General features: G+C 71.3%; 21 protein-coding genes and 1 pseudogene. 1 reads left to right on the forward strand and 21 read right to left on the reverse strand.

The annotated features are described in order from the left end of the window. Positions 1 to 71 precede the first annotated feature (71 nt). The 8 genes from WC555_RS05790 to WC555_RS05825 all read right to left on the reverse strand — a co-directional run bounded on the left by WC555_RS05790 (position 72) and on the right by WC555_RS05825 (position 7,719). Complete coding sequence (locus WC555_RS05790) at positions 72 to 563, reverse strand: cytochrome c-type biogenesis protein CcmH (RefSeq protein ID WP_373252010.1); 492 nt, start codon at positions 561 to 563, stop codon at positions 72 to 74. Then, on the reverse strand, positions 560 to 2,545 hold the full coding sequence (locus WC555_RS05795) for a heme lyase CcmF/NrfE family subunit (protein WP_373252011.1): 1,986 nt from the start codon (positions 2,543 to 2,545) through the stop codon (positions 560 to 562). The genes WC555_RS05790 and WC555_RS05795 overlap by 4 nt, the downstream gene beginning before the upstream one ends. Then, on the reverse strand, positions 2,542 to 3,012 hold the full coding sequence (gene ccmE, locus WC555_RS05800) for a cytochrome c maturation protein CcmE (protein ID WP_373252013.1): 471 nt from the start codon (positions 3,010 to 3,012) through the stop codon (positions 2,542 to 2,544). Before ccmE ends, WC555_RS05795 begins: the two co-directional genes overlap by 4 nt. After that, the gene (ccmI, locus tag WC555_RS05805; RefSeq protein WP_373252015.1) at positions 3,009 to 3,815 is read right to left on the reverse strand and encodes a c-type cytochrome biogenesis protein CcmI; all 807 of its coding nucleotides are present in this window, start codon (positions 3,813 to 3,815) and stop codon (positions 3,009 to 3,011) included. Before ccmI ends, ccmE begins: the two co-directional genes overlap by 4 nt. A 37-nt stretch (positions 3,816 to 3,852) precedes the next feature. Continuing rightward, positions 3,853 to 5,208 (reverse strand): hypothetical protein, encoded by a 1,356-nt coding sequence (locus WC555_RS05810; RefSeq protein ID WP_373252018.1) that lies wholly within the window; start codon positions 5,206 to 5,208, stop codon positions 3,853 to 3,855. A gap of 82 nt (positions 5,209 to 5,290) precedes the next feature. Continuing rightward, positions 5,291 to 6,739 (reverse strand): sensor histidine kinase, encoded by a 1,449-nt coding sequence (locus WC555_RS05815; protein ID WP_373252019.1) that lies wholly within the window; start codon positions 6,737 to 6,739, stop codon positions 5,291 to 5,293. Next, positions 6,736 to 7,416, reverse strand: coding sequence for a response regulator transcription factor (locus WC555_RS05820; protein WP_292066275.1), 681 nt, complete (start codon positions 7,414 to 7,416; stop codon positions 6,736 to 6,738). The genes WC555_RS05815 and WC555_RS05820 overlap by 4 nt, the downstream gene beginning before the upstream one ends. Then, on the reverse strand, positions 7,417 to 7,719 hold the full coding sequence (locus tag WC555_RS05825; RefSeq protein WP_373252020.1) for a hypothetical protein: 303 nt from the start codon (positions 7,717 to 7,719) through the stop codon (positions 7,417 to 7,419). It abuts the gene before it with no gap. Positions 7,720 to 7,968: 249 nt separating this feature from the next. Between WC555_RS05825 and WC555_RS05830 the strand changes: the two genes are divergently transcribed. Beyond that, positions 7,969 to 8,385 (forward strand): hypothetical protein, encoded by a 417-nt coding sequence (locus WC555_RS05830; protein ID WP_373252022.1) that lies wholly within the window; start codon positions 7,969 to 7,971, stop codon positions 8,383 to 8,385. Here WC555_RS05830 and WC555_RS05835 read toward each other — a convergent pair. From WC555_RS05835 to WC555_RS05895, 13 genes and pseudogenes are all read right to left on the reverse strand, one after another. Next, positions 8,382 to 9,260 carry a PhzF family phenazine biosynthesis protein gene (locus tag WC555_RS05835; RefSeq protein ID WP_373252023.1) on the reverse strand — a complete coding sequence of 293 codons (879 nt, stop codon included), beginning with the start codon at positions 9,258 to 9,260 and terminating at the stop codon, positions 8,382 to 8,384. The two genes, WC555_RS05830 and WC555_RS05835, sit on opposite strands and share 4 nt — an antisense overlap. Beyond that, on the reverse strand, positions 9,260 to 9,841 hold the full coding sequence (locus tag WC555_RS05840) for a nucleotidyltransferase family protein (protein ID WP_373252025.1): 582 nt from the start codon (positions 9,839 to 9,841) through the stop codon (positions 9,260 to 9,262). Before WC555_RS05840 ends, WC555_RS05835 begins: the two co-directional genes overlap by 1 nt. Further along, positions 9,838 to 10,641, reverse strand: a complete 804-nt coding sequence (gene thiD / locus WC555_RS05845; protein ID WP_373252026.1) for a bifunctional hydroxymethylpyrimidine kinase/phosphomethylpyrimidine kinase — start codon at positions 10,639 to 10,641, stop codon at positions 9,838 to 9,840. Before thiD ends, WC555_RS05840 begins: the two co-directional genes overlap by 4 nt. A 47-nt stretch (positions 10,642 to 10,688) precedes the next feature. Further along, positions 10,689 to 11,498, reverse strand: coding sequence for a dihydropteroate synthase (gene folP, locus WC555_RS05850; RefSeq protein WP_373252028.1), 810 nt, complete (start codon positions 11,496 to 11,498; stop codon positions 10,689 to 10,691). Further along, a complete protein-coding gene (locus tag WC555_RS05855) occupies positions 11,495 to 11,800 on the reverse strand; it encodes a winged helix-turn-helix domain-containing protein (RefSeq protein ID WP_373252030.1) in 306 nt (101 codons plus the stop codon). Before WC555_RS05855 ends, folP begins: the two co-directional genes overlap by 4 nt. Positions 11,801 to 11,803: 3 nt before the next feature. Continuing rightward, entirely contained in the window at positions 11,804 to 12,469 is a 666-nt protein-coding gene (locus tag WC555_RS05860) for a hypothetical protein (protein ID WP_373252032.1), read from the reverse strand. Positions 12,470 to 12,529: 60 nt separating this feature from the next. Then, positions 12,530 to 13,750, reverse strand: coding sequence for an acyltransferase family protein (locus tag WC555_RS05865; RefSeq protein ID WP_373252034.1), 1,221 nt, complete (start codon positions 13,748 to 13,750; stop codon positions 12,530 to 12,532). A 144-nt stretch (positions 13,751 to 13,894) separates the two neighbouring features. Beyond that, positions 13,895 to 15,826 (reverse strand): ATP-dependent zinc metalloprotease FtsH, encoded by a 1,932-nt coding sequence (gene ftsH / locus WC555_RS05870; protein WP_373252036.1) that lies wholly within the window; start codon positions 15,824 to 15,826, stop codon positions 13,895 to 13,897. A 34-nt stretch (positions 15,827 to 15,860) separates the two neighbouring features. Then, complete coding sequence (gene tilS / locus WC555_RS05875; RefSeq protein WP_373252045.1) at positions 15,861 to 17,180, reverse strand: tRNA lysidine(34) synthetase TilS; 1,320 nt, start codon at positions 17,178 to 17,180, stop codon at positions 15,861 to 15,863. Beyond that, a complete protein-coding gene (locus WC555_RS05880; protein WP_373252038.1) occupies positions 17,177 to 18,067 on the reverse strand; it encodes a tol-pal system YbgF family protein in 891 nt (296 codons plus the stop codon). The genes tilS and WC555_RS05880 overlap by 4 nt, the downstream gene beginning before the upstream one ends. Before the next feature lie 75 nt (positions 18,068 to 18,142). Further along, positions 18,143 to 18,697 carry a peptidoglycan-associated lipoprotein Pal gene (gene pal, locus WC555_RS05885; protein WP_373252047.1) on the reverse strand — a complete coding sequence of 185 codons (555 nt, stop codon included), beginning with the start codon at positions 18,695 to 18,697 and terminating at the stop codon, positions 18,143 to 18,145. Positions 18,698 to 18,823: 126 nt separating this feature from the next. Further along, positions 18,824 to 20,188, reverse strand: coding sequence for a Tol-Pal system beta propeller repeat protein TolB (gene tolB / locus WC555_RS05890; protein ID WP_373252041.1), 1,365 nt, complete (start codon positions 20,186 to 20,188; stop codon positions 18,824 to 18,826). Positions 20,189 to 20,294: 106 nt separating this feature from the next. Continuing rightward, positions 20,295 to 20,766: pseudogene (locus WC555_RS05895) on the reverse strand (hypothetical protein); the annotation flags it as partial.

Genomic DNA, 20,766 nt, shown 5'->3' on the forward strand with positions numbered 1-20,766 from the left:
CGTTCGACACGGAATATAGGACGGTGAGCCTTTTCACCAAAGCATGGCGCGATGATAGGCCCCGGCAAACGTCAGTCGTCGGACGCCTTTGCGTCAGGATCGCGGCGATCCTCTTGCGAGGCGAGAATATCCGCCAGCCGGGCTTCCTCGTCGGGAGACAGGGCGGGAGTTCCCTCACCTCGGCGGCGGGCCATCGCCAGCAGGGCGGCGGCGACCGCCAGCAGGGCGGCGAGAGGGCCGAACCACAGCAGCCAGGTGCCGGCGCGCACCGGCGGCTTGAACAGGACGAAGTCGCCGTAGCGGCGGACCAGATCCTCGCGCACCTGGGCGTCTGTGCGGCCGGCGGCGATCTCCTCGCGCACCAGCCGGCGCATGTCGGCGGCGATGCCGGCGGGACTGTCGGCGATGGCCTCGTGCTGGCAGACGACGCAGCGGATGTCGGCGAACAGGGCCTTGGCGCGGGCCTCCTGCGCCGCGTCGGGCAGGGGGCGGTCGGGCGCGGGCGGCGGCTCGGCGGCCATCAGGCCGACGGCGGCCAGGGCGATGAGCAGGGCGCGTTTCATGTCGCCGCCTTGCGCTTGCCGAGACCGAGCCTCAGGCGCCGGTCGAGCAGGGACAGGACCCCGCCGAACGCCATGATGAAGGGGCCGAGGAAGATCAACCGCGCCCACGGGTTCCACCAGACGCGCACGCTCCAGGCCGGGGCGCCGGCGGCGGTCTGGCCCCGCTCGCCCAGAACGACATAGACGTCGTCCAGACCCCGGAAATCCAGCCCCACCTCGGTCGTGGTCTGCCCGCCCGCTGGGAAGAAGCGGCGCTCGGCCGTGACGACGCGGGCCGCGCCGCCGTCGCGCAGGGAGACGGTCAGATCGCCTCGCTCTGACAGATAGTTCGGGCCCTCGACGATACGGACGCCGTCCAGCCGCACGCTGTAGCGCCCGGCGGTCACGGTCTCGCCGACGGCGACGGTGCGGGCGGCCTCGACGCGGTAGCCGGTCTCGACCACCGCCCCGAGGACGAACACCCCCAGCCCGGCGTGCGCCAGGACCGTGCCCCATGAGCCGAGCGGCAGGCTCCGCGCGCGGCGCAGGCTCTCGGCCGGTCCCGTGCGGAAGAGCCGGATCCGCTCGGCCACCTCGGCCAGGGAGCCGAGCACAAGCCAGCCGCCCAGCCCGATCCCGGCCGCGGACAGGGCCTTGCGGGGTTCGAACGCCATCCAGCCCGCCAGGGCGACCAGAATGGCGAGGCCCGCGGCGACGGCCAGTCGCTGGCCGACCCCCTTCAGATCGCCGCGCTTCCACGCCAGCAACGGTCCGGCGGGCAGGATCAGGAAGGCGACGGCCATCAGGGGAACGAAGGTCAGGGCGAAATAGGGCGGGCCGACCGAGATGGTCGCGCCGCTCGCCGCCTCGAGGATCAGCGGATAGAGGGTGCCCAGCAGCACGGTGGCGCAGGCGGCGGTGAGGAACAGGTTGTTCAGCACCAGCGCGCCTTCGCGGCTGACCGGGGCGAACTGGCCGCCGCCCCGAAGCTGGGGGCTGCGCCAGGCGAACAGGGCGAAGGCGGCGCCCGCGGTGACCCCCAGAACGGCCAGCAGCATCATGCCGCGTTCGGGATCGACGGCGAAGGCGTGGACGCTGGTCAGCACGCCGGAGCGAACGAGGAAGGCGCCCAGCATGGAGAAGGTGAAGGCCAGCAGGGCGAGGAAGGTGGTCCAGCCGGCCAGGGCGCCGCGACGCTCGGTGACCACCGCGCTGTGCAGCAGGGCGGCGCCGGCCAGCCACGGCATGAAGCTGGCGTTCTCGACGGGATCCCAGAACCACCAGCCGCCCCAGCCCAGTTCGTAATAGGCCCAGAAGGCGCCCATGGTGATGCCGACGGTCAGGAGGGACCAACTGGCCAGGGCCCACGGCCGGACCCAGCGGCCCCAGGCGGGCCAGAAGCTGGCGTTGGCGCGGCCCTCGATCAGGGCGGCCACCGCCAGCGAGAAACAGACGGAAAACCCGACATAGCCGGCGTAGAGCATGGGCGGATGGAAGGCGAGCGCGGGGTCCTGCAGCAGGGGGTTCAGCGACGCCCCCTGGAAGGGGGCGGGGTTCAGCCGCTCGAACGGGTTCGAGGTGAAGACGGCGAAGGCGAGGAACAACACGCCCAGCATGCCCTGTGTCCCGACAGCCGAGATCTTGAGCCCGAATGACAGGTTGCGGGCCCGCGCCAGCACCGCGCCGAAAACGGTCAGGACCAGACACCACAGGACCAGCGACCCTTCGTGGCTGCCCCAGGCGGCGGCCACCTTGTAGAGCATCGGCTTGTCGGTGTGGCTGTTGGCCGCGACATTGGCGACCGAGAAGTCCGAAACGGCGAAGGCGAGGATCAGCACGCCGAAGGCGACGGCGACGGCCAGGGCGGCGGCGATGGCCGCGCCCTCGGCCGCGCCCGCCAGCACGGGACTGCGGCGCATCCGGCCGGCCACCGCCATGGCCGTCTGCAGCGCCGACAGGACAAGGGCGAGGACGAGGGCGAAGGCGCCCAGTTCGACGATCATGAGCGCGGGGCCTCGCCTTCAGGCCGCCATTCGCCCTTGGCTTTCAGCCGGTCGGCGACTTCGCGGGGCATGTAGTTTTCATCGTGCTTGGCCAGCACCTGGGTGGCGCGGAACGAGCGGTCGGGCAGGAAGGCGCCCTGCGCCACCACGCCCTGCCCTTCGCGGAACAGGTCCGGCAGATCGCCCTGATAGACCACGCGGGTGGTCGCGACATTGTCGGTGACGGCGAAGGCGACCTCGCCATCCGCGCCGCGCGCCACGCTGCCGGCCTCGACCAGACCGCCCAGACGAACGACCCGGCCCGCGGGCGCCTTGTCCGCCGTGGCTTCGGAGGGCGAGAAGAAGAAGGTGACGCTGTCGCGCATCGCGTAGAGCGACAGGCCCACCGCCAGGGCCAGGACGGGCGTCACGGCCGCCACGACCCAGAGACGGCGCCGGGCCTTGGGCGATTTGGGAAGCCAGCTCATCCAGCGACGTCCATGGCTTGAATCCGCGTCTCGAGGTCAATCCGCCGAGGATCGGCGGGATCCAGCGCCGCGATCAGCGGGGTCCACATGGCCCGAACGCCCGCGCGGTCGCCGCGGGCCATGGCCGCCTCGCCGAGGAAATAGCGCGCGCCCAGTTGACCGGGATCGCGACGAAAGGCCTGAACGAAAGCCGCCTCGGCGTCCGCGCCCACCCTGCCTTCGTCGGCCCGGACCAGGCTTTCGCCCAGCCGCGCCCAGCTCTGGGCGTCGTCCGGCTGGAGGGCCAGGGCCCGTCGGAAGGCCGAAGCCGCGCCGGCCGGATCGCCCGCCTCGAAACGCGCCGCCCCCAGCATGGTCAGGGCCTGATGGTCGTCGGGCCGCTCGCGCACGACCCGGGCGGCGACCGCCGCAATCTGCGGCGCTTCAAGCGTGTCCAGGTCCGCGGCCCACTCGTCCACGCGCCGCTCCCAGGCCTGATCCGGCAGACCGGGGGCGCCCGAGATCGCATACAGGCCGAGGGCCGCGACAGCCGTGGCGCCGACCCCGGCGAGCACCCACAACCGGTCCCGCCTTCCCGCCCGAACGGGAACGGCGTCACGCTCCGCCGACAGGATGCGCCGTCCGGCCTCGGCGCGGGCGGCGGTCCAGCCGGCCTCGTCCAGCAGGCCGCGGGCCTTCAGCCGGTCCAGCTCGGCCAGTTCGGCCGCCGCGGTCAGGACGGCGACGCCTTCGCCCGCATCCGCGCCGCGCCGCGCGCCGGCCAGCACCAGCAGGCCGGCGAGCGCCGTGATCAGGGCGGTCATGATCCAGAAAATAGTCATCGCCGCGCGATGTAGCCGATCAGGCGGCCCGCGACGAGGCCCCGCGCCCCTCCGGGGGGGCTGCGGCGACCGCGGCCCGACGCCGCACCGTGCGGGCGGCGTCCGTCGCGGCGATCAGGTCGAGGCACTGGGCCGTAAAGGCCATCACCTTCATGGCCCGGGCCTCGTCGGGCGCCTCGCCGTCATTGATCATGCGCAGGACCTGATCGGCATAGTCCGTCAGCCGCGCCGTCAAGGCCTCGACCAGGGTCTTGCGATCGGCCTCGCAGCCGAAGGTCGAGGCCGGACCGCGGACCGAACCGACGAGCCGCAGCAGGCTGCGCGCCGCCAGGACGGTCTCGCCGTCGATGGGCGCGTCGAGTTGCGGCGCATTGCGGGTCATTCGGCCCGTGGTCTGGACCCGTTCCCACGGCAGGGCCTGGTCCACGGCCTTGTCGGCCGCGCGCAACAGCGCGGACAGCCGACCGGCGATCATCACCCGGCCGTCCCGCACCGACTTGCCCCAGGCGCTTTGCGGATTGAGCGTCAGGGTCACGTCCAGCTCGCCCAGCACATTCGCGCACCAGGTCAGGTCGGCGATGACGTCCTTGACCTGGGCGATGTCGGCGGCGGGCTTGAAGGCGGCGATCCGGGCCGCGCGCAGATCGACGCCGGCGATCAGCCGGTCGACGAAGCCGGCCAGTTCGGAAGCGCTGAGGAAGCCTTCCTGATCGACCGCGCACGAGGTCTGGGTGACGATGCGCAGGATCAGGACGGCGTCGTCCAGATGGGAGAACAGCATTTCCAGCACGCGCTGGGCGCCGTCCAGGCGGATGCCGGCGCAATCCTTGAGCAGAAGCCGCAGCTCGGCGATCTGGTCGCCGTCCGGACGCTTCAGCCACACTTCCAGCGAGGGCAGACCGCGCCGCGCCATGTGGGCCAGATCCAGGCAGGCCGCCAGATCCTCAAGACCCGCCAGCCGCGCCGGCTCGTCCCCCCCGGGCCAGATCAGGCCCGGCCGGTCCCTCGTCGCGGTGGCGGCGGCCAGGCAGATCCGGTTCGCGACGACGACGGACGGCTCATCGCCGTCGAGGCGGGGCAGCAGATCAGGTTCGCGGCTGCTGGCGACCTTCCACAGGCGGGCCAGAACGGCCGGCGGGAAGGTCAGGGCCTGGACGCCGTCGGCGCGGGCCCGGAACATGGGAATCAGGGGGGCCATGACGAACTGGCGGCGCACGCGGTCGCGCTGTTCCTCCGCCAGCATCATGCGCAGTTCCGCCGCCCGACCGCCCCCGAGAGGCGCGACGGCGGACGCCACGGTCTTGAGCATGGCGTCGGGGCACCGCTCCAGCATGGCGGCGAGCGCGACTTTGTGGGCGACGGTCAGCCCCGACATTCAGCAATTCCCGGGTCGAAAACGCCGACCGTCCCCGACACTGCACGGGCAGGGTTAACAAGGGCTGTCCGGCGCGGCGTAATCAGGTCTCGGCGGCGGGCAATTCCAGCAGCACTTTCAGCCCGCCCAGATCGCTGTCGGCCAGGGTGATCCGGCCGCCGTAGGCCCGCGTCAGCTCGACCACGATCGACAGGCCCAGACCCGAGCCCGGCGTGGTCTCGTCCATCCGCGCGCCACGCTCGAGGGCGGCCTCGCGCTGATCCGCGGGCAGGCCGGGGCCGTCGTCCTCGACGACGACCACCATCTGACCCAGGCCGGTCGGGCCGGCCGAGATGCGGACCCGGCGCTTCGACCATTTGCAGGCGTTTTCGATCAGGTTGCCGAGGATTTCCTGCAGGTCCTGCCGCTCGCCGCGGAAGCCCAGCTCATCCGGCGCGCGCCAGTCGATTTCGACTCCCTTGGTCGCGAACACCCGCTCCAGCATCACGGCCAGCTCGTCCAGGACCTCGGCGATGGGGGTGCGTTCGCCGAGCAGCTGGGCGCGCGCCGCGGCGCGGGCGCGGCGCAGGTGATGATCGACCTGGGCCTTCATCACCTCGGTCTGTTTGCGCACCATGTCGGGAAGGGGGCCGGGCTGGTCGCCCGCCTCGGCCAGCATGACCGACAGCGGCGTTTTCAGCGCGTGCGCCAGGTTGCCGACATGGGTGCGCTGGCGCTCGACCGTCTCCTGGTTCTGGTCGAGCAACCGGTTGACCTGTTCGGCGAGGGGCTGGATCTCGAGCGGATAGCTGCGGGCGATGCGGGCAATGCGGCCCTTGCGCACGTCGGCGATCTCGTTGCGCAACGCGAACAGCGGCCGCAGGCCGATCTGGACCTGAAGGAAGACGGCGATCACCAGACCCGCGCCGAGGATCAGCAGGGCGCTCCAGGCGAAGGTCGCGAACTGGCGGGTGTCGTTCTCGATATTGGTCCGGTCGACCGCGGCCATGAAGACCAGGGGCTCGCTGCGGCCCGGCAGGGATTTCAGGCTGGCCGCCACGCGCAACGGCTGGCGCAGCGGCGGATGCAGGAAGCCGGGATCGTTGTAGCTGATGGTGGTTCCCGACGCGGCGCGCAGCCGGCGCGGAAGGTCGCGCGGGACGGCCAGCTGTTCCCCCGCCAGCGAGGGCGAGCCAGCGATGAAGCGCAGGCCGTCGTCGCCATCCAGTTCGGCGACGGCCCAGTATTCGCCGGACAGGGCGCGGTCGGTCTGGGCGTCCGGGATGGCCGCGACGACGACGCTGTCGGGCGTCGCATTGGTCGCGACCACCACCTCGTCTATGGTGTCGGCCAGCATGTTGCCCAGGCGGCGCAGCGCGGATTCCTGGTATTGGGACGTCAGCATCCAGCCGGTCAGCACCAGGGCGATGACGATCCAGGCCGAGGCGAGCCAGATCAGGCGCCGCGTCAGGCTGCGCCCCGGGCGCCCGAACCAGCGACCCCAGGTCCTGTCAGCCGTCAGATCCGCGTCGCCCCCCGCCTCTTCGGTCACGCCCCCTCGGACTCCCCGGCCAGAGGCGTCAGGCGATAGCCGAGGCCGCGCACCGTTTCGATCCGGTCGGGACCGATTTTCTTGCGCAGACGGCCGACGAACACCTCGATGGTGTTGGAATCGCGGTCGAAGTCCTGATCGTACAGGTGCTCGACCAGCTCGGTGCGGCTGATGACCCGGCCCTGATGCATCATCAGATAGTGAAGCAGCCGGTATTCCAGGGAGGTCAGCCGCAGGGGCTCGCCATTGACCGTGGCCCGGGCCGCCCGCGGGTCCAGTCGCAGTCCGCCGCACGACAGCGTCGCCGAGGCGATGCCGGCCGAGCGCCGCAGCAAGGCCCGCAGGCGGGCCAGCAGCTCCTCGGTGTGGAAGGGCTTGGTCAGATAGTCGTCGGCGCCGGCGTCGAAGCCCGACACCTTGTCGGACCAGGCGCCGCGCGCGGTCAGAATCAGCACCGGCGTGGTCTTACCGTCGCGACGCCAGCGCTCCAGCACCGAGACCCCGTCGATCTTGGGCAGACCCAGGTCCAGCACCACCACGTCATAGGGTTCGGTGTCGCCGAGGAAATGGGCTTCCTCGCCGTCCGCGGCGTGATCGACGGCATAGCCGGCGTCGCCCAGGGCCAGTTTCAGCTGGCGCGACAGGTCAACGTCGTCCTCGACAAGCAGCACGCGCATTCAGCGTTCTCCGATGACGCGGCCGGTGCGGCCGTCAACCATGATGTCGGCGATGCGGCCGCCGGGATACTCCCAGCGCACCACGATGGTTCCGCCGCGATCGCTCGCGCCGAGGAAGCGGCCCGGCCGGCCGGCGGAGGCGCGCTGGACAGCCTCGCCGACGCTGACCCGGGGGCGTTCGTCCTGTTGCTCGCGCGGGGGACGATCGCGTTCGCCGCGCTGACCGCGATCCTGCGCGACCGCCTGCGACAGGGGCGCGGCGGCGATCAGGGCGGCGAGTCCTAGGGCGGAGAAACGGATCATGGAAAGGGGTCTAGGCCTCAGGCTCTGAACGCGGGCTGAACGGCGAGCATAGACATATTTTACCGATCGCGCCGCGTCTCGCGCGCCTTTCGCCAGGGCGCCGGGGAGGATGCGGATGCGTGTTACGGCGATTTCACGCCGATGAATGGAAGCTGACGCAAGCCGTTCAGGCCGGGCTCACGCGGGAAATGGTTTCTCCGTCTCAACGCCGGCCGCCCGGTCCGCGTCGAACCGCCAAGGAGACGACAGATGAAGAAGTTTCTCATCCCCGCCATCGCCCTGGCCGCGGCCTCCATCGCGGTCCCGGCCATGGCCCAGAATTACGGCCCCCAGCACCGCGATGATCGCGGCGGGCGTTACGAGCAGGAGCATCGCGGCGATCGCGGCGACCGCTACGAGCGGGACAACCGCGGCGGCTGGCAGTCGATCTCCCAGCGCAAATACCAGCTGGACCGCCGCATCGACCAGGGCGAGCGCAATCGCCAGCTGAGCCGTCGGGAAGCGCTGCGTCTTCGCTCCGAGCTGAACCAGCTGGTCCGGCTTGAAGCCGGCTATATGCGCGGCGGCCTGTCGGCCCGCGAACGCATCGAACTGGACCGCCGCTACGACCGCCTGTCGGTCCAGGTGCGCACCGAACGCCGCGACAACGACAACCGTCGTCACTAGGGCCTGACCTCCCTCTCCGGAGGTCCGGGGGCGCGATCCGCAAGGGTTGCGCCCTTTTCCCGTGCGGTCAGTCGCAGCCGGCTCTCGACCACGGTCGTGGCCTGACCGCGAAGAAGGACGCGATCACCCCGAACCTCGGCCTCGATATCTCCGCCCCGACCGGGGAAAACCTGGCGGAACCGCACTGTCCCGCGGTGCAGCCTGTCCGCGTACAGGGGCGCCAGGATGCAGTGGGCCGATCCCGTCGCCGGATCCTCGTCCACGCCGCAGCCCGGGGCGAAAAAGCGATCGATCACGTCCACATCGTCGGCCGGATCGGCCAGGGCGCAGACGATCACCTGTCCCGTCTCGCCCGCCTCGCCCCGGATCGACGCCAGGGCGCGGATGTCCGGCGAAACCGCATGCACCGCCGCGGCGTCGGCCAGAACGGCGACCAGATAGCGGCCCGCCCAGACCTCGACCGGCGCGACCCCCAGCGCCTCGCCCAGGCCGGCGGGAACGGCGCATCGGCGGGGCGGATCGGCCGGGAAGTCCATTTCGTAGCCGGAGGCCGTCGCCCGGACGATCAGAGGGCCCGAGCGGGTGTCGAAGGTCAGCGACGGCGCCTGAAGCCCCGTCTCGCTCAACAGCACATGGGCCGAAGCGAGCGTGGCGTGACCGCACAGGTCCACCTCCATCGCCGGCGTGAACCAGCGCAGGCCGAAGCGGGCCGGGTTCCCTGTTCTCAGGAGGAAGGCCGTCTCGGCCTGGTTGTTCTCCTTCGCCAGCGCCTGCATCCAGTCGTCGGAGGGCCACCGGTCGAACGCTTCGACCACGCAGGCCGGATTGCCCCTGAAGGGTTCGCCGGCGAAGGCGTCCACGGTCCACTGGCGCATCAGTCTTCTTCCGGCTGGACGACGGTCAGTTCGGGCCAGCGCGCCCGGGCGCTCTCGACCGCCCGGAGCCAGCCCCTGGCCGGCCCGCGCACCGGATTGGGCCGCAGCACCATGGCGAACACGTCCTCCAGTCCGAACGGCGCGGCGATGCTGATGGCGTCGTCATCCTCCAGCCGCACCCCGACGGCGAACGCCGGGGCGACGAAGCGGGACAGGGCCTCGTCCGTGCCGGTCAGGGCCTCGTAATCCTCGCCGAAGCGATCATGGAACCACAGGTGCACCCGCGCCTGGTTGCGCACCTCGACCATGTCGCGGAACGGCGGCTCGAAGGCCGCGGCGACGCGCCTGATGACGTCATCCTCCGCGTCCCAGCTGGTGTCGGGATCGAAATAGCCGAGGTCGTAGTCCTTGATCCCGTAGCCGGCCGGACGGCCCGTCACGGCGTTCCAGGCCCCCTGATAGACGGCCCCCGAAAACACCCGCCAGTCGGGCAGGCCCAGCCCCCGCAGCGTCGTCAGGACATGCATCAGGTCCGCGTCGGCGCGGACGATCTCGACCAGAGGCGCGTTCAGATCGTTCATTGGTCGCGCCTCAGCGGCCAGCCGTGGTCCAGCGGACCGTGCCCTGCCCCCAACCCCGGAGCCCGGCGGATGGCCTCGGCGACATAGGCCCAGGCCTCGGCCACGGCGGCTTCCAGCGGCAACCCCTTCGCCAGCCCGGCGGCGCAGGCGCTGGCCAGGGTGCAGCCGGTGCCGTGGGTGTGGCGGGTCTCCACACGCGGCCCTTCCAGCAGGGTCTCGCCGGTCGGGGTGACCAGCACGTCGACGACCGTATCGCCGGCGATGTGGCCGCCCTTCATCAGCACCGCCCGCGCGCCCAGGCCCAGCAGGAATTCGCCGGCCCGGCGCTGGCCGTCGAGGTCGGCGACGTCGAGGCCGGTCAGGGCCTCGGCCTCGGGGGCATTGGGCGTCAGCAGGGCGGCGCGGGGAATCATCAGCGCCTTGACCGCCGATATGGCGTCGTCGGCCAGCAGGCTCTGGCCGCCCTTGGCCACCATGACCGGATCGACCACCGCCGGAACGTCGCAGCTGTCCAGAATGGCGGCGACCCGCTCGACCACCTCGCGCGAGCCCAGCATGCCGGTCTTGATCGCGTCCGCGCCGATATCGTCCAGCACGGCCCGCGCCTGGGCCTCGATCAGCTCCAGCGGCAGCGGATAGACACCGTGGACGCCGAGGGTGTTCTGCACCGTGATCGCGGTGATGGCCGTGGCGGCGTAGCCGCCCATGGCCGTGACCGCCTTGATGTCGGCCTGCACCCCGGCTCCCCCGCTTGAGTCCGAGCCGGCGATGATCAGGACGCGTCCGAGGGGCGAGGTCATCCGCGCTGGATGACCAATCGCGGCCGACTCGGCAAGCCGCATTTCAGTCAGCGGATCGCCGATCCGACCGCCGCCTGGACGGCCAGCGCCTGCACCGTCTCGCGCACGTCGTGGACGCGGATGATCGCGGCGCCCCGCCGGGCCGCCTCCAGCGCCAGCGCCAGCGAGCCGCCGAGGCGGTCCAGGGGATCGGTCGCGGTCGGGTCGATCGACCGGATCGTCCGTTTGCGGCTGGCCCCGTACAGAACGGGGAAGCCGGCCGCGGCCAGCCGGTCGAGGTTCGCGGTCAGGGCCAGATTGTGCGCCGCCGTCTTGCCGAAGCCGATGCCGGGGTCGAGCCAGATCCGCTCGCGCGCCACCCCCGCCGCCAGGGCGGCGCCGGCGCGGGCGACCAGCCAGCCGGTCACCTCGGCGACCACGTCGTCGTAGCGGGGCTCGGCCTGCATGGTGCGCGGCTCGCCCCGCATGTGCATCAACACCACGTCACAGCCCAGTTCGGCGGCGGTCGCGAGACTGTCGGGGGCGTGGCCGAGGGCGGTCACGTCGTTCCACATCGTCGCCCCGGCGGCGACGGCGGCGCGGGCGACCTCGGGCTTCATGGTGTCGATGCTGATCGGGCCGTCCCAACGGGCCCGCAGGCCTTCGATGACGGGGACGACGCGGGCGATCTCATTCGCCGCCGCGACCGGTTCGGCGCCGGGCCGGGTGCTTTCGCCGCCGATGTCGAGGATGTCCGCCCCCTGCCCGACCAGGGTCAGACCGTGCGCCACCGCCGCCTCGGCGTCCGCCAGCGAGCCGCCGTCCGAGAAGCTGTCCGGCGTGACATTGACGATGCCCATGACGCGCGGGCGGCTCATCCGGTCCCGCTCCCGATCAGCGCCCCCAGCGCCTCGAGATAGGCCGAAAAGGCCTTGCGGCCCTCGGCCGTGATCGACACCCGGGTCAGGGGCTTGTTGTCACGGAAGCTCTTGGCGATGGCGACATAGCCCGCCTTCTCCAGCGTCTTCAGATGCACCGACAGATTGCCCTGGGTGGCCTCCAGCACGGTCTTCAGCTCGGTGAAGTCGGCGGCCTCGGCGTCGGCCAGATAGACCATGATCCCCAGCCGCATGCGGCCGTGGATGACGTCGTCGATCCGTCCGAGATCGGCCAGACCCATGGCTCAGGCCGCCTTCGATCCGGCGCGGGCGTCGCGGAACAGGATCCAGCCCGGCAGGGCGAACAGCAGGAACAGGGCCACGGTGCAGACGCCGAGATACCACAGGGGTTCGCGCACCAGCACGCCCAGGGCCACGGCCGTGGCCCAGCCGCCCAGGGCCGTGGCCAGCATCCAGCCCTTCCGCTTCAGGGTCCAGGCCATGTACCAGGCGGCGGCCTGGAGGGCGAAGACGATGGCGGCGTAATAGAGCCAGACCGCGAAGTCCTGATCCCGGACCGCGCCGACGCCGAAGACGATGATCACGGCGGTGTTGGCCATGCCGGTGGCGCTGAAGGCGGCGTTCAGGGTGCGGGACGCCATCGGCCCGCGGTTGGCGCCGCCGTCCTTGCGGTCCTTGAGGATGGCCCAGGTCAGGACCGACAGGAAGGCGACGGTGATGGCGACGACGAAGGCCAGGTTGGCCAGATCGGGCCAGCGGATCAGGCCCGTGGCCTGACCGACGTGGAACAGGCACTGCAGGCCGTACAGCAGGCCGCCGGCGAGATAGCAGATCGCCAGGGTCAGCGAGGGACGGCCGCCGCCCTCGACGATCGAACGCATGAAGGCGAGATCGTCCTCGGGCGAATGCAGGCGGGGCTTGGCGGACGTGTTGGCGGCGGGGGCGGGCATGAGGCGATTCTCCGGGGCCGGCTCGGCCATGGCGTGGACGAGCCGGGGGATGTTGGCAAGCTATTCGGCGGCGGCGAGGACGGGCTCGGGGCGACGCCGCCAGGGGATGCGGCGACCGTTCAGCCAGCGACCCATGAAGCTGTGGCGGATCAGCAGCTCATAGGTCAGCAGGCTGATGGTCACGGTCCCGGATACGACCACGATCAGCTTGACGAACCACGGCCAGGCCGCGTTCACCACCAGCACCTGACCGACCGCGACCAGCGGCAGGTGGACGATGTAGACCCAGTAGGAGGCGTCGGCGAGGTAGCGGCGGACGGCGCTCCGGCCCGAGGCGAAACGCAGGGCCAGCGACAGGACCGCGAACGTCGAGGCGAAGACGGCGAAGGCCATGATCGCCGCCAGCGGCGCCTTCAGGTCGGGGTCGGTCACGGGGACCAGTTGCGGGACCGGCCCGCCGACCATGACGAGGGCCGCCGCGCCCGCGCCGAACGCCACGATCGTGAACACGGGCCACAACCGCTCGACGCGGGCCAGCAGATCGCGGCGGCGGTCCAGCAGGACGCCGAGACCGAAGGCGGTCCCGAAGGCCGTCAGGGCCGCGGCGTTGGGGACCAGTCCGGTGTCGGGCGTCGGTATGCCGAAGAAGGGAATCCAGTTGGGCGCCAGCCAGAGGGCGATCGCCAGAGGCGCGGCCAGCACGGCCGGAGTCCACGGCCCGATCAGGGCGCCGGTCACGCGGTCGACGGCCCGGCCCCAGCCGCCGTCCCGATCCAGGGCGGCGAAGGGCGCGCGCAGGATCAGCAGGGCGGCGTAGAGGATCAGCAGCACCCACAGGAACCACAGATGGGTGAGGGGGAAGGTGGCGACCGTCAGCCCCGGCGGAGGCGGGCCGTCGGTCGGGATGGTCCCGCCGTTGCGGATGGCCGCCATCCAGATGAGTACGGCGATGATGGCGGCGAGCACCGGGAACCAGAAGGCGGCCAGCGGCCCGGCGATGCGGGTCAGCCGGTCCCTGATGAAGCCTCCCGTTCCACGGCGGTGCAGCATCATGTGGGCGAACAGGCCCGCGATGAGGAAGAAGGCGGTCATCCGGAACAGGTGGATGGCGAAGAACAGGCCACTGGCGACCGGCGAGTTGTCGGTGTCCGGGACGATCCAGATCGTCACCGGGAAATAGGACATGGAGGCATGCAGCACGACGCCCAGCAGCAGGGCCGCGGCGCGCAGGGCGTCCAGGCCGTGCAGCCGGTCGGTTTGATGGATTTCAGCTGACGACATGACGCCCTCCCCTCGGTTGAGAGAACCGTGTACGTCAGACTTGTTTATAATGCAAACTTGTTCGCTATGACACCGCCTCGGCGATGCGTCGGCGGGAGCGACGCGCCCCGTCTCCTCCCCAAAGCGTGGGGAGGAGACGGGGGCCTAGTGAACCGTGGCGGGCTCGACGGTCACGCCGTCGGAGACCGGGGTGATCGGCACCGAGACGGACGGGCCGGCGTTGGGGAAGTTGCTCTCGTCGCGGTTGGGGGCGAGGCCCTTCTCCAGCAGGTCCTTGATCTCCTGGCCGGACAGGGTCTCGTATTCGAGCAGGGCCTGGGCCAGGGTTTCCAGATCGCCGGCCTTGTCGGTCAGGATCTGGCGGGCCTCGTCCCAGCCGGCGCCGACGATGCGCTTGACCTCGGAATCGATGATCCGGGCCGTCTCTTCCGAGACGTTCTGGCTGCGCGCGACCGAGTGGCCGAGGAAGACCTCCTGCTCGTTCTCGCCATAGGCGACGGTGCCGAGGATGTCCGAGAAGCCCCACTGGGTGACCATGCGGCGGGCCAGTTTCGAGGCCTGCTGGATGTCGGAGCTGGCGCCCGAGGTGATGTTCTCCTTGCCGAAGATCAGCTCCTCGGCCACGCGGCCGCCGGCCATGATGGCGATGCGATCGACCATCTGCTGGTATTTCATGGAGTAGCGGTCGCCTTCCGGCAGCTGCATGACCATGCCCAGGGCCTGGCCGCGCGGGACGATGGTCGCCTTGTGCACGGGGTCGGCCATCTTGACGTTCATGGCCACGATGGCGTGGCCGCCCTCGTGATAGGCGGTCAGGCGGCGCTCTTCCTCGTTCATGGCCATGGATTTGCGCTCGGCGCCCATCATGACCTTGTCCTTGGCGTCCTCGAAGTCGCGCTGGGTGACCATGCGACGGTCCTTGCGGGCCGCCATCAGGGCCGCCTCGTTGACGAGGTTGGCCAGGTCGGCGCCGGAGAAGCCGGGGGTGCCGCGGGCGATGGTCTTGACCACCACGTCCGAGGCCAGGGGCACGTCCTTCATGTGGACGCGCAGGATTTTCTCGCGGCCGTTGACGTCCGGATTGGGCACCACGACCTGACGGTCGAAGCGGCCCGGACGCAGCAGGGCCGGGTCCAGCACGTCGGGACGGTTGGTGGCGGCGATCAGGATGATGCCCTCATTGGCCTCGAAGCCGTCCATCTCGACCAGCAGCTGGTTCAGCGTCTGTTCGCGCTCGTCATTGCCGCCGCCGAGGCCGGCGCCGCGGTGACGGCCGACGGCGTCGATCTCGTCGATGAAGATGATGCAGGGAGCGTTCTTCTTGGCCTGTTCGAACATGTCGCGGACGCGGCTGGCGCCGACGCCGACGAACATCTCGACGAAGTCGGAGCCCGAGATCGAGAAGAAGGGCACGCCCGCCTCGCCCGCCACGGCGCGGGCCAGCAGCGTCTTGCCGGTGCCGGGAGGGCCGACCAGCAGGGCGCCCTTGGGAATCTTGCCGCCCAGTTTCTGGAACTTGCCCGGGTCCTTGAGGAAGTCGACGACCTCCTGCAGCTCCTCCTTGGCCTCGTCCACGCCGGCGACGTCGTCAAAGGTCTTGCGGCCCTTGTGCTCGGTCAGCAGCTTGGCCTTGGACTTGCCGAAGCCCATGGCCCCGCGCGCGCCGCCCTGCATCTGGCGCATGATCAGGATCCACAGGCCGATGATCAGCACGAAGGGCAGCAGGCCGATCAGGGCGCTGACCCAGATCGACTGGCGCGTGCTCTTGGCGTCGACCACGGCGCCCGATTCCGCGATGCTGTTCAGCAGGTCGCCGTTGGGGACGGGCGTGGTGACGGTGACGACCCGATTGTCCTTCAGGGTCGCCTTCAGGGTCTCGCCGCGCGACTCGACGGCGGCGATGTCGCCGGCGTCGCGCGCCTTGAGCAGGTCGGAATAGGTCATCGCCTGCGGCTGTTGCGCCGCGGCCTTGGCGCCGGCGGGGGCGGCGATGCCGCCCGGACGGCTGACCGCCACATAGACGGCCATCGCCCCCAGGATGATGAGGCCCCAGAAGGCCAGGTTGCGCAGGTTCATGCTCGTCTCGTTCCTCGGGCGCGGACGCGCCCCGTCACTGATGTCGGGAGGAAAATAGGGGGTTCGGAGGCGTTGCGCCATGGATGACGGCGCCCAGGTCCCTTTCGTGCGTCATTCGGTCCAGCGCGAGCGCCAGTCTCTGTTCGATCAGGGACCGCGTCCGCGCCGCCGTCTGTGCAAGAACCGGGGCGCCGCCGCCGTTCCGGATCAGGACAGGCCAGCCGCCGCGCGCTGCGGGCGGCAGGGCCTTCAGCGCCGCCCGGTCCGCGTCGGACAGGGCCGTCCTGCGGCCGCCGGCGGGGACCACGGACCAGCCGGGCTCGTCGGCGGTGATCGCCCAGCGCCCGTCCCAGACGGCCTCGACGCCGGGCGACAGCGGCAGGGGCGGCGGCGGACGGCGGTTCAGTTCGCCGGGCTCGCGGGTCAGGAGCACGCCGGCGGCGCCGGGCTCGATGCGGGCGCCGCAGAGGGTGGCGGTGAAGGCTTCGCCCGAGCGAAGGCGGGCTAAGAGGCCGAACAGGCGGTCGCCCCGCGGGGGACGGTCACCGCCGCCGACGCAGACGAGGGCGGCGGCGAGGGCTTGGGCGTCGATGTCACGGGGCAGCTGGAACCACCCCTCTCCCGTCGGGAGAGGGCTTGAGCGCACGGCGGCGCAGCCGTCGTCCGGGCGCGGCGCGCCATCTCTCGTCGTCTCGCGATGCGCGCCTCCTCCACCCACGGGGAGAAGGGAAGCGCGCGCCCGGCTCCTCGCATATTTCGGATCCTCATTGGCCGGGTCGTCGATCCAGCTGGCGCCGCGCCCCGTCAGCCAGTCGCGGACCTCCGCCCGACCGGCGTCCAGCATCGGACGCAACAGCATCAGCCCCCGGCCCTCTGGCCAGGCCGGCGACGGGGCCCAGTCGCGGAGGCGGCCGAGGGTCGAGCCCCCGGCCCGCATCAGCCCGGCCTCGGCGATGTCGTCGGCGGTGTGGGCGAACAGGACGATCCGGGCCCCAGCTTCGCGGGCGGCGGCGGCGATCAGGGCGTGGCGGGCGCGGCGGGCGGCGGCGGGCAGGCCGGCGGCGGGCTTGAGCCCCCGCCAGGTCAAACCGCGCCAGTCGGCCCCGGCGTCTCGCGCCGCCTGTTCGGCGAAGGCGGTCCAGGCGGCGCTGTCGGGGCTCAGGCCGTGGTCGACGGTCAGGGCCAGCAGGCGCCGGCCATTCGCCCTCGCCCAGCCGGCGGCGACGTGCAGCAGGGCGATGGAGTCGCCGCCGCCGGACAGGGCGAGACCCAGCGGATGATCGACGTTGCGCTCCAGCCGGGCGGACAGGCGGGCCCGGACCGGCCCGGTCCAGTCGTCGTCGGTCCGGCTCAGCCCGGCCGCCGGGCCGGCGTCGCCGCGGGGGCGGCGCAGCCGATGCGGGTCCGCGCCTCGGTCGCGCGGGTGCGGACGGCCGGGGTCGCGGCCTCGGCGTAGCGACGGGTGAACTCGGTCAGGGCGGTGCAGGCCTGGGTCTTGCGGTCGGTGGCGTTCAGGGCGTTGGCCAGTTCCAGCGTCGTCGCCGGGGCCCAGGGCGCGGTCGGCCAGCCGCGCAGGGCGGCGGCGTAGGCCGAGACGGCCCCGGCGTGGTCGCCGGCCGAGACGCGCAGATCGCCGAGGCGGCTCGAGGCCTCCTGCGCCTGGGGCGTGTCGGGCCAGGCGGCGATGACGGTCTGCAGGGCGCGGTCGCCGCGGGCCGGGTCCGTCGCCGCCAGACGGGCGGCGGCGGTCAGGTCGCGGGCGGCGTCGCCGGTCGGGGAGGTCGTCGGAATGGGGGCGTTGAGCTCGGCCTCGCGGGCGGCGGCGGCCTCCATGGCCCGGATGCGGCCCTCGGCGTCGCGGACGCGGGTGCTGAGGGCCGTGTTGTCGCGCGTGGCCTCGTCCAGCTGGAAGGTCAGCCGCTCCAGATCGCCGTTCACCCGCTGGACCGTGGCCTCCAGGTCGGACAGGCGGCGGTCCATCAGGCCGACCCGGCCCTGAAGCGCCACGACCTCGGCGTCGGGCTCGATGATGACGGGCTGTCCGGCGGCGTTGCGCTGGGTCACGGCGCGCTCGAGGCGGCGGACGTTGCGATCCAGCTGTTCGAGGCGGCGCTTGTCCCACTGGATCGGCTCCAGCGGCGCGGTCTGGGCCACGACCGTGGTGGTCCCGGCGATCAGGATCACGCCGAGGACCGAGACCAGGGCGTTGCGCGAACGGAGGGCGGCGGGCAGCTTCAGCATGATCGGTGTCGTCCCACCCCTTCGGGGCTGGTTCAAGGTCTCCTCCCCGCCGCGACAGCGGGGAGGAGCAGTCGTTTAGCGCGACGCGCCCGAGACGATGGCGGTGTGGGCGTTGCGGTTGCGGGCGAAGGCTTCCTCGGTCGAGCCGGCGGCGATGGGCCGCTCCTTGCCGTAGCTGATGGTGTCGATGCGGCCGGCGTTGACGCCGCGCTCGACCAGATAGGCGCGGACCGATTCAGCGCGGCGGGCGCCGAGGGCCAGGTTGTACTCGCGGGTGCCGCGTTCGTCGGCGTTGCCCTCGATGCGGACGGTCACGTTCGGATAGCGCTGCAGCCAGGCGACCTGGGCGTCCATGCGCGGATAGACTTCCGAACGCAGCTGATAGCTGTCGAGGTCGAAATAGACCCGGTCGCCGACGTTGACGACGAAGTCCTGCTCGGAGCCCGGGGCGGGCGCGCCGACGGCGCCGCCGGTGATCGGCGCGGCGCTGTTGTCATTGTACTGGTCGTTGCCGGCGGGCGGCGTGGTCTCGCCGGCGGCGGAAGCGGCGGGGCGGCGCGGGGTGCAGGCGGCGATGGCGGTCACGGCCAGGCCGACGGCGGCCAGACGGACCAGGGTCGAGGGCTTCATCATCGGGTCGTCTCCTTCAGGTGAGGCCTGGGCCTCGAGCTTGGCTTTAAAGGGTTGGTACTGACACGCCACCGGTTTCGCCAGTCGCGATAACGCGCGTTTGAGCCACGGGGCTCCGCTTCATGATCAGGTCGGGCAGCCGTCCGGGCCCCCGCCGCCGAGGTTGGAGGGCTGTTCGTCCAGCAGCGGCGACCACGCCGGGTCCGAGCCGCGTCCGTTATAGCCGGCCTGGGACACCACCCGGCCGGACAGGTCGACGGTCCACAGCCGGGTGTCGCCGCCGGGGCTCTGGCGCGCGAACATGATGTAGCGGCCGTTCGGGGCCCAGGACGGCCCCTCCTCGAAATAGCTCGACGACAGGATGCGCTCGCCCGAGCCGTCGGGCCGCATGACGCCGGTCGAGAACCGCCCGCCGCCCTGTTTGGTGAAGGCGATCAGGTCGCCGCGCGGGCTCCAGTTGGGAGCGGTGTACAGGCCGCCGCCGCGGGCGATGGCGCGCTGGCCCGTGCCGTCGGCGCGCATGACGTAGAGGCGGGCGCTGCCGGACCGGTCCGAGGTGAAGACGATCTGGCTGTTGTCCGGGCTGAAGGACGGCGAGGTGTCGATGCCGGGGTCCGAGGTCAGGCGTCGCACCTGACGGCTGGACAGGTCCATCACATAGACGTCGGTGTTGCCGCCGCGGATGATCGAGAAGGCCATCTGCGACCCGTCGTTCGAGAAGCGCGGGGCCAGCACCTGGCCGTCGAACTCGCCGAGGCTTTCGCGGCGGCCGGTCGACAGATTGTACAGGTAGATGCGGCTGTAGTCCTTGCCCAGCGCCACATAGGTGATCTCGTTGGGGTCGCTCAGCGAGAAGCGCGGCGACATGATGATCTCTTCGCCCCCGGTCAGATAGACGGGGTCGAACCCGTCCTGGTCCGAGATGGTCAGGCGCGACAGACGGTTCAGCTGGGTGCCGCTCTCGGAGACGAAGATCACGCGGCTGTCGAACAGGCCGGTTTCGCCGGTCATCCGCTGATAGATCAGGTCGGCGATCTTGTGGCCGATGCGGCGCCATTGCTCGGGCGTGGCGGTGAACTGGTAGGAGGCCAGCTGACACTGGCGGTAGGGATCGTACAGGCGGAAGCCGAAATCGTTGCGACCGTCGGGCCGGGGCGTCACCGCGCCATACAGCACCGCCTGGGCGCCGATCGAGGTCCACTGCGGAAAGTTGGGCGCATTGGCCAGGGTCAGGCCGGTCTCGACGAAGCTGGCCGGGTCCATCGGCTCGAAATAGCCGGAACGGCGCAGGTCGGCGCGGATGACGCCGCTGAGGTCGGCGCCGCTCCGGCCGTCGAAATCAGCGACGGCGATCTGCAGCGGGCGCAGCACGCCCTGATCGATCTCGACCTCGACGGGGTCTGTGGATTGCGGAGGCGGGGTCTGCGCCGTGACCGAGGTCGCCGCCAGCGCCACGAGGGCGACGCTCGCCAGAAGTCGGTTCAATCGCATCAGGGGCTCCCGCAGTTCAGACGTACGCCGGTCCTTATCGCCAGACCGGGCGCAGAAGGCCAGCATGGCCGTGATTGGGGCGACTTTCAGGCCCCGTCATGCCTGGTCAGCGATTAGCGCAGGCCCGTTCCGTCACGAAGGTCGGGCGGAAGGAGCCGCCTTCGAAGCCTTGAGGCACGTCGAACGGCGCCGACTGACGGATCGCCCGCACCGCACCGTCGGCCGCGGCGCGCCAGACCGGGTCGGAGCGGGCGCCGATCAGCGTCGGCCCCGAGGTGATGCGGCCGCGATCGTCCAGCGTCACGTCCATCTGGATGCGCAGGTCCCGCGCCCCCGGGATGTCGCAGGGCAGAATCCAGTTCGGATAGACCTGATTGAAAATGGCCGTGATCTGCGGGCCGGTCGCGCGGGGCGCCGAACCCCTTCCCTGCTGGCCCGTCGCCGGGCGCGTACCCGGTCGGGTCGCGGGTCGTGGCGGGCCGGCGAGAGAGTCCAGATCCAGCGTCTCCTCGCGGCGCGGCGGGGTCGGGCGGGGCGGGGTCGGCTGGGCGCGCGGCGGCGTGGGCCGGGGCGGGGTC

Source organism: Brevundimonas sp., from assembly GCF_041648615.1.
Taxonomy (GTDB): domain Bacteria; phylum Pseudomonadota; class Alphaproteobacteria; order Caulobacterales; family Caulobacteraceae; genus Brevundimonas.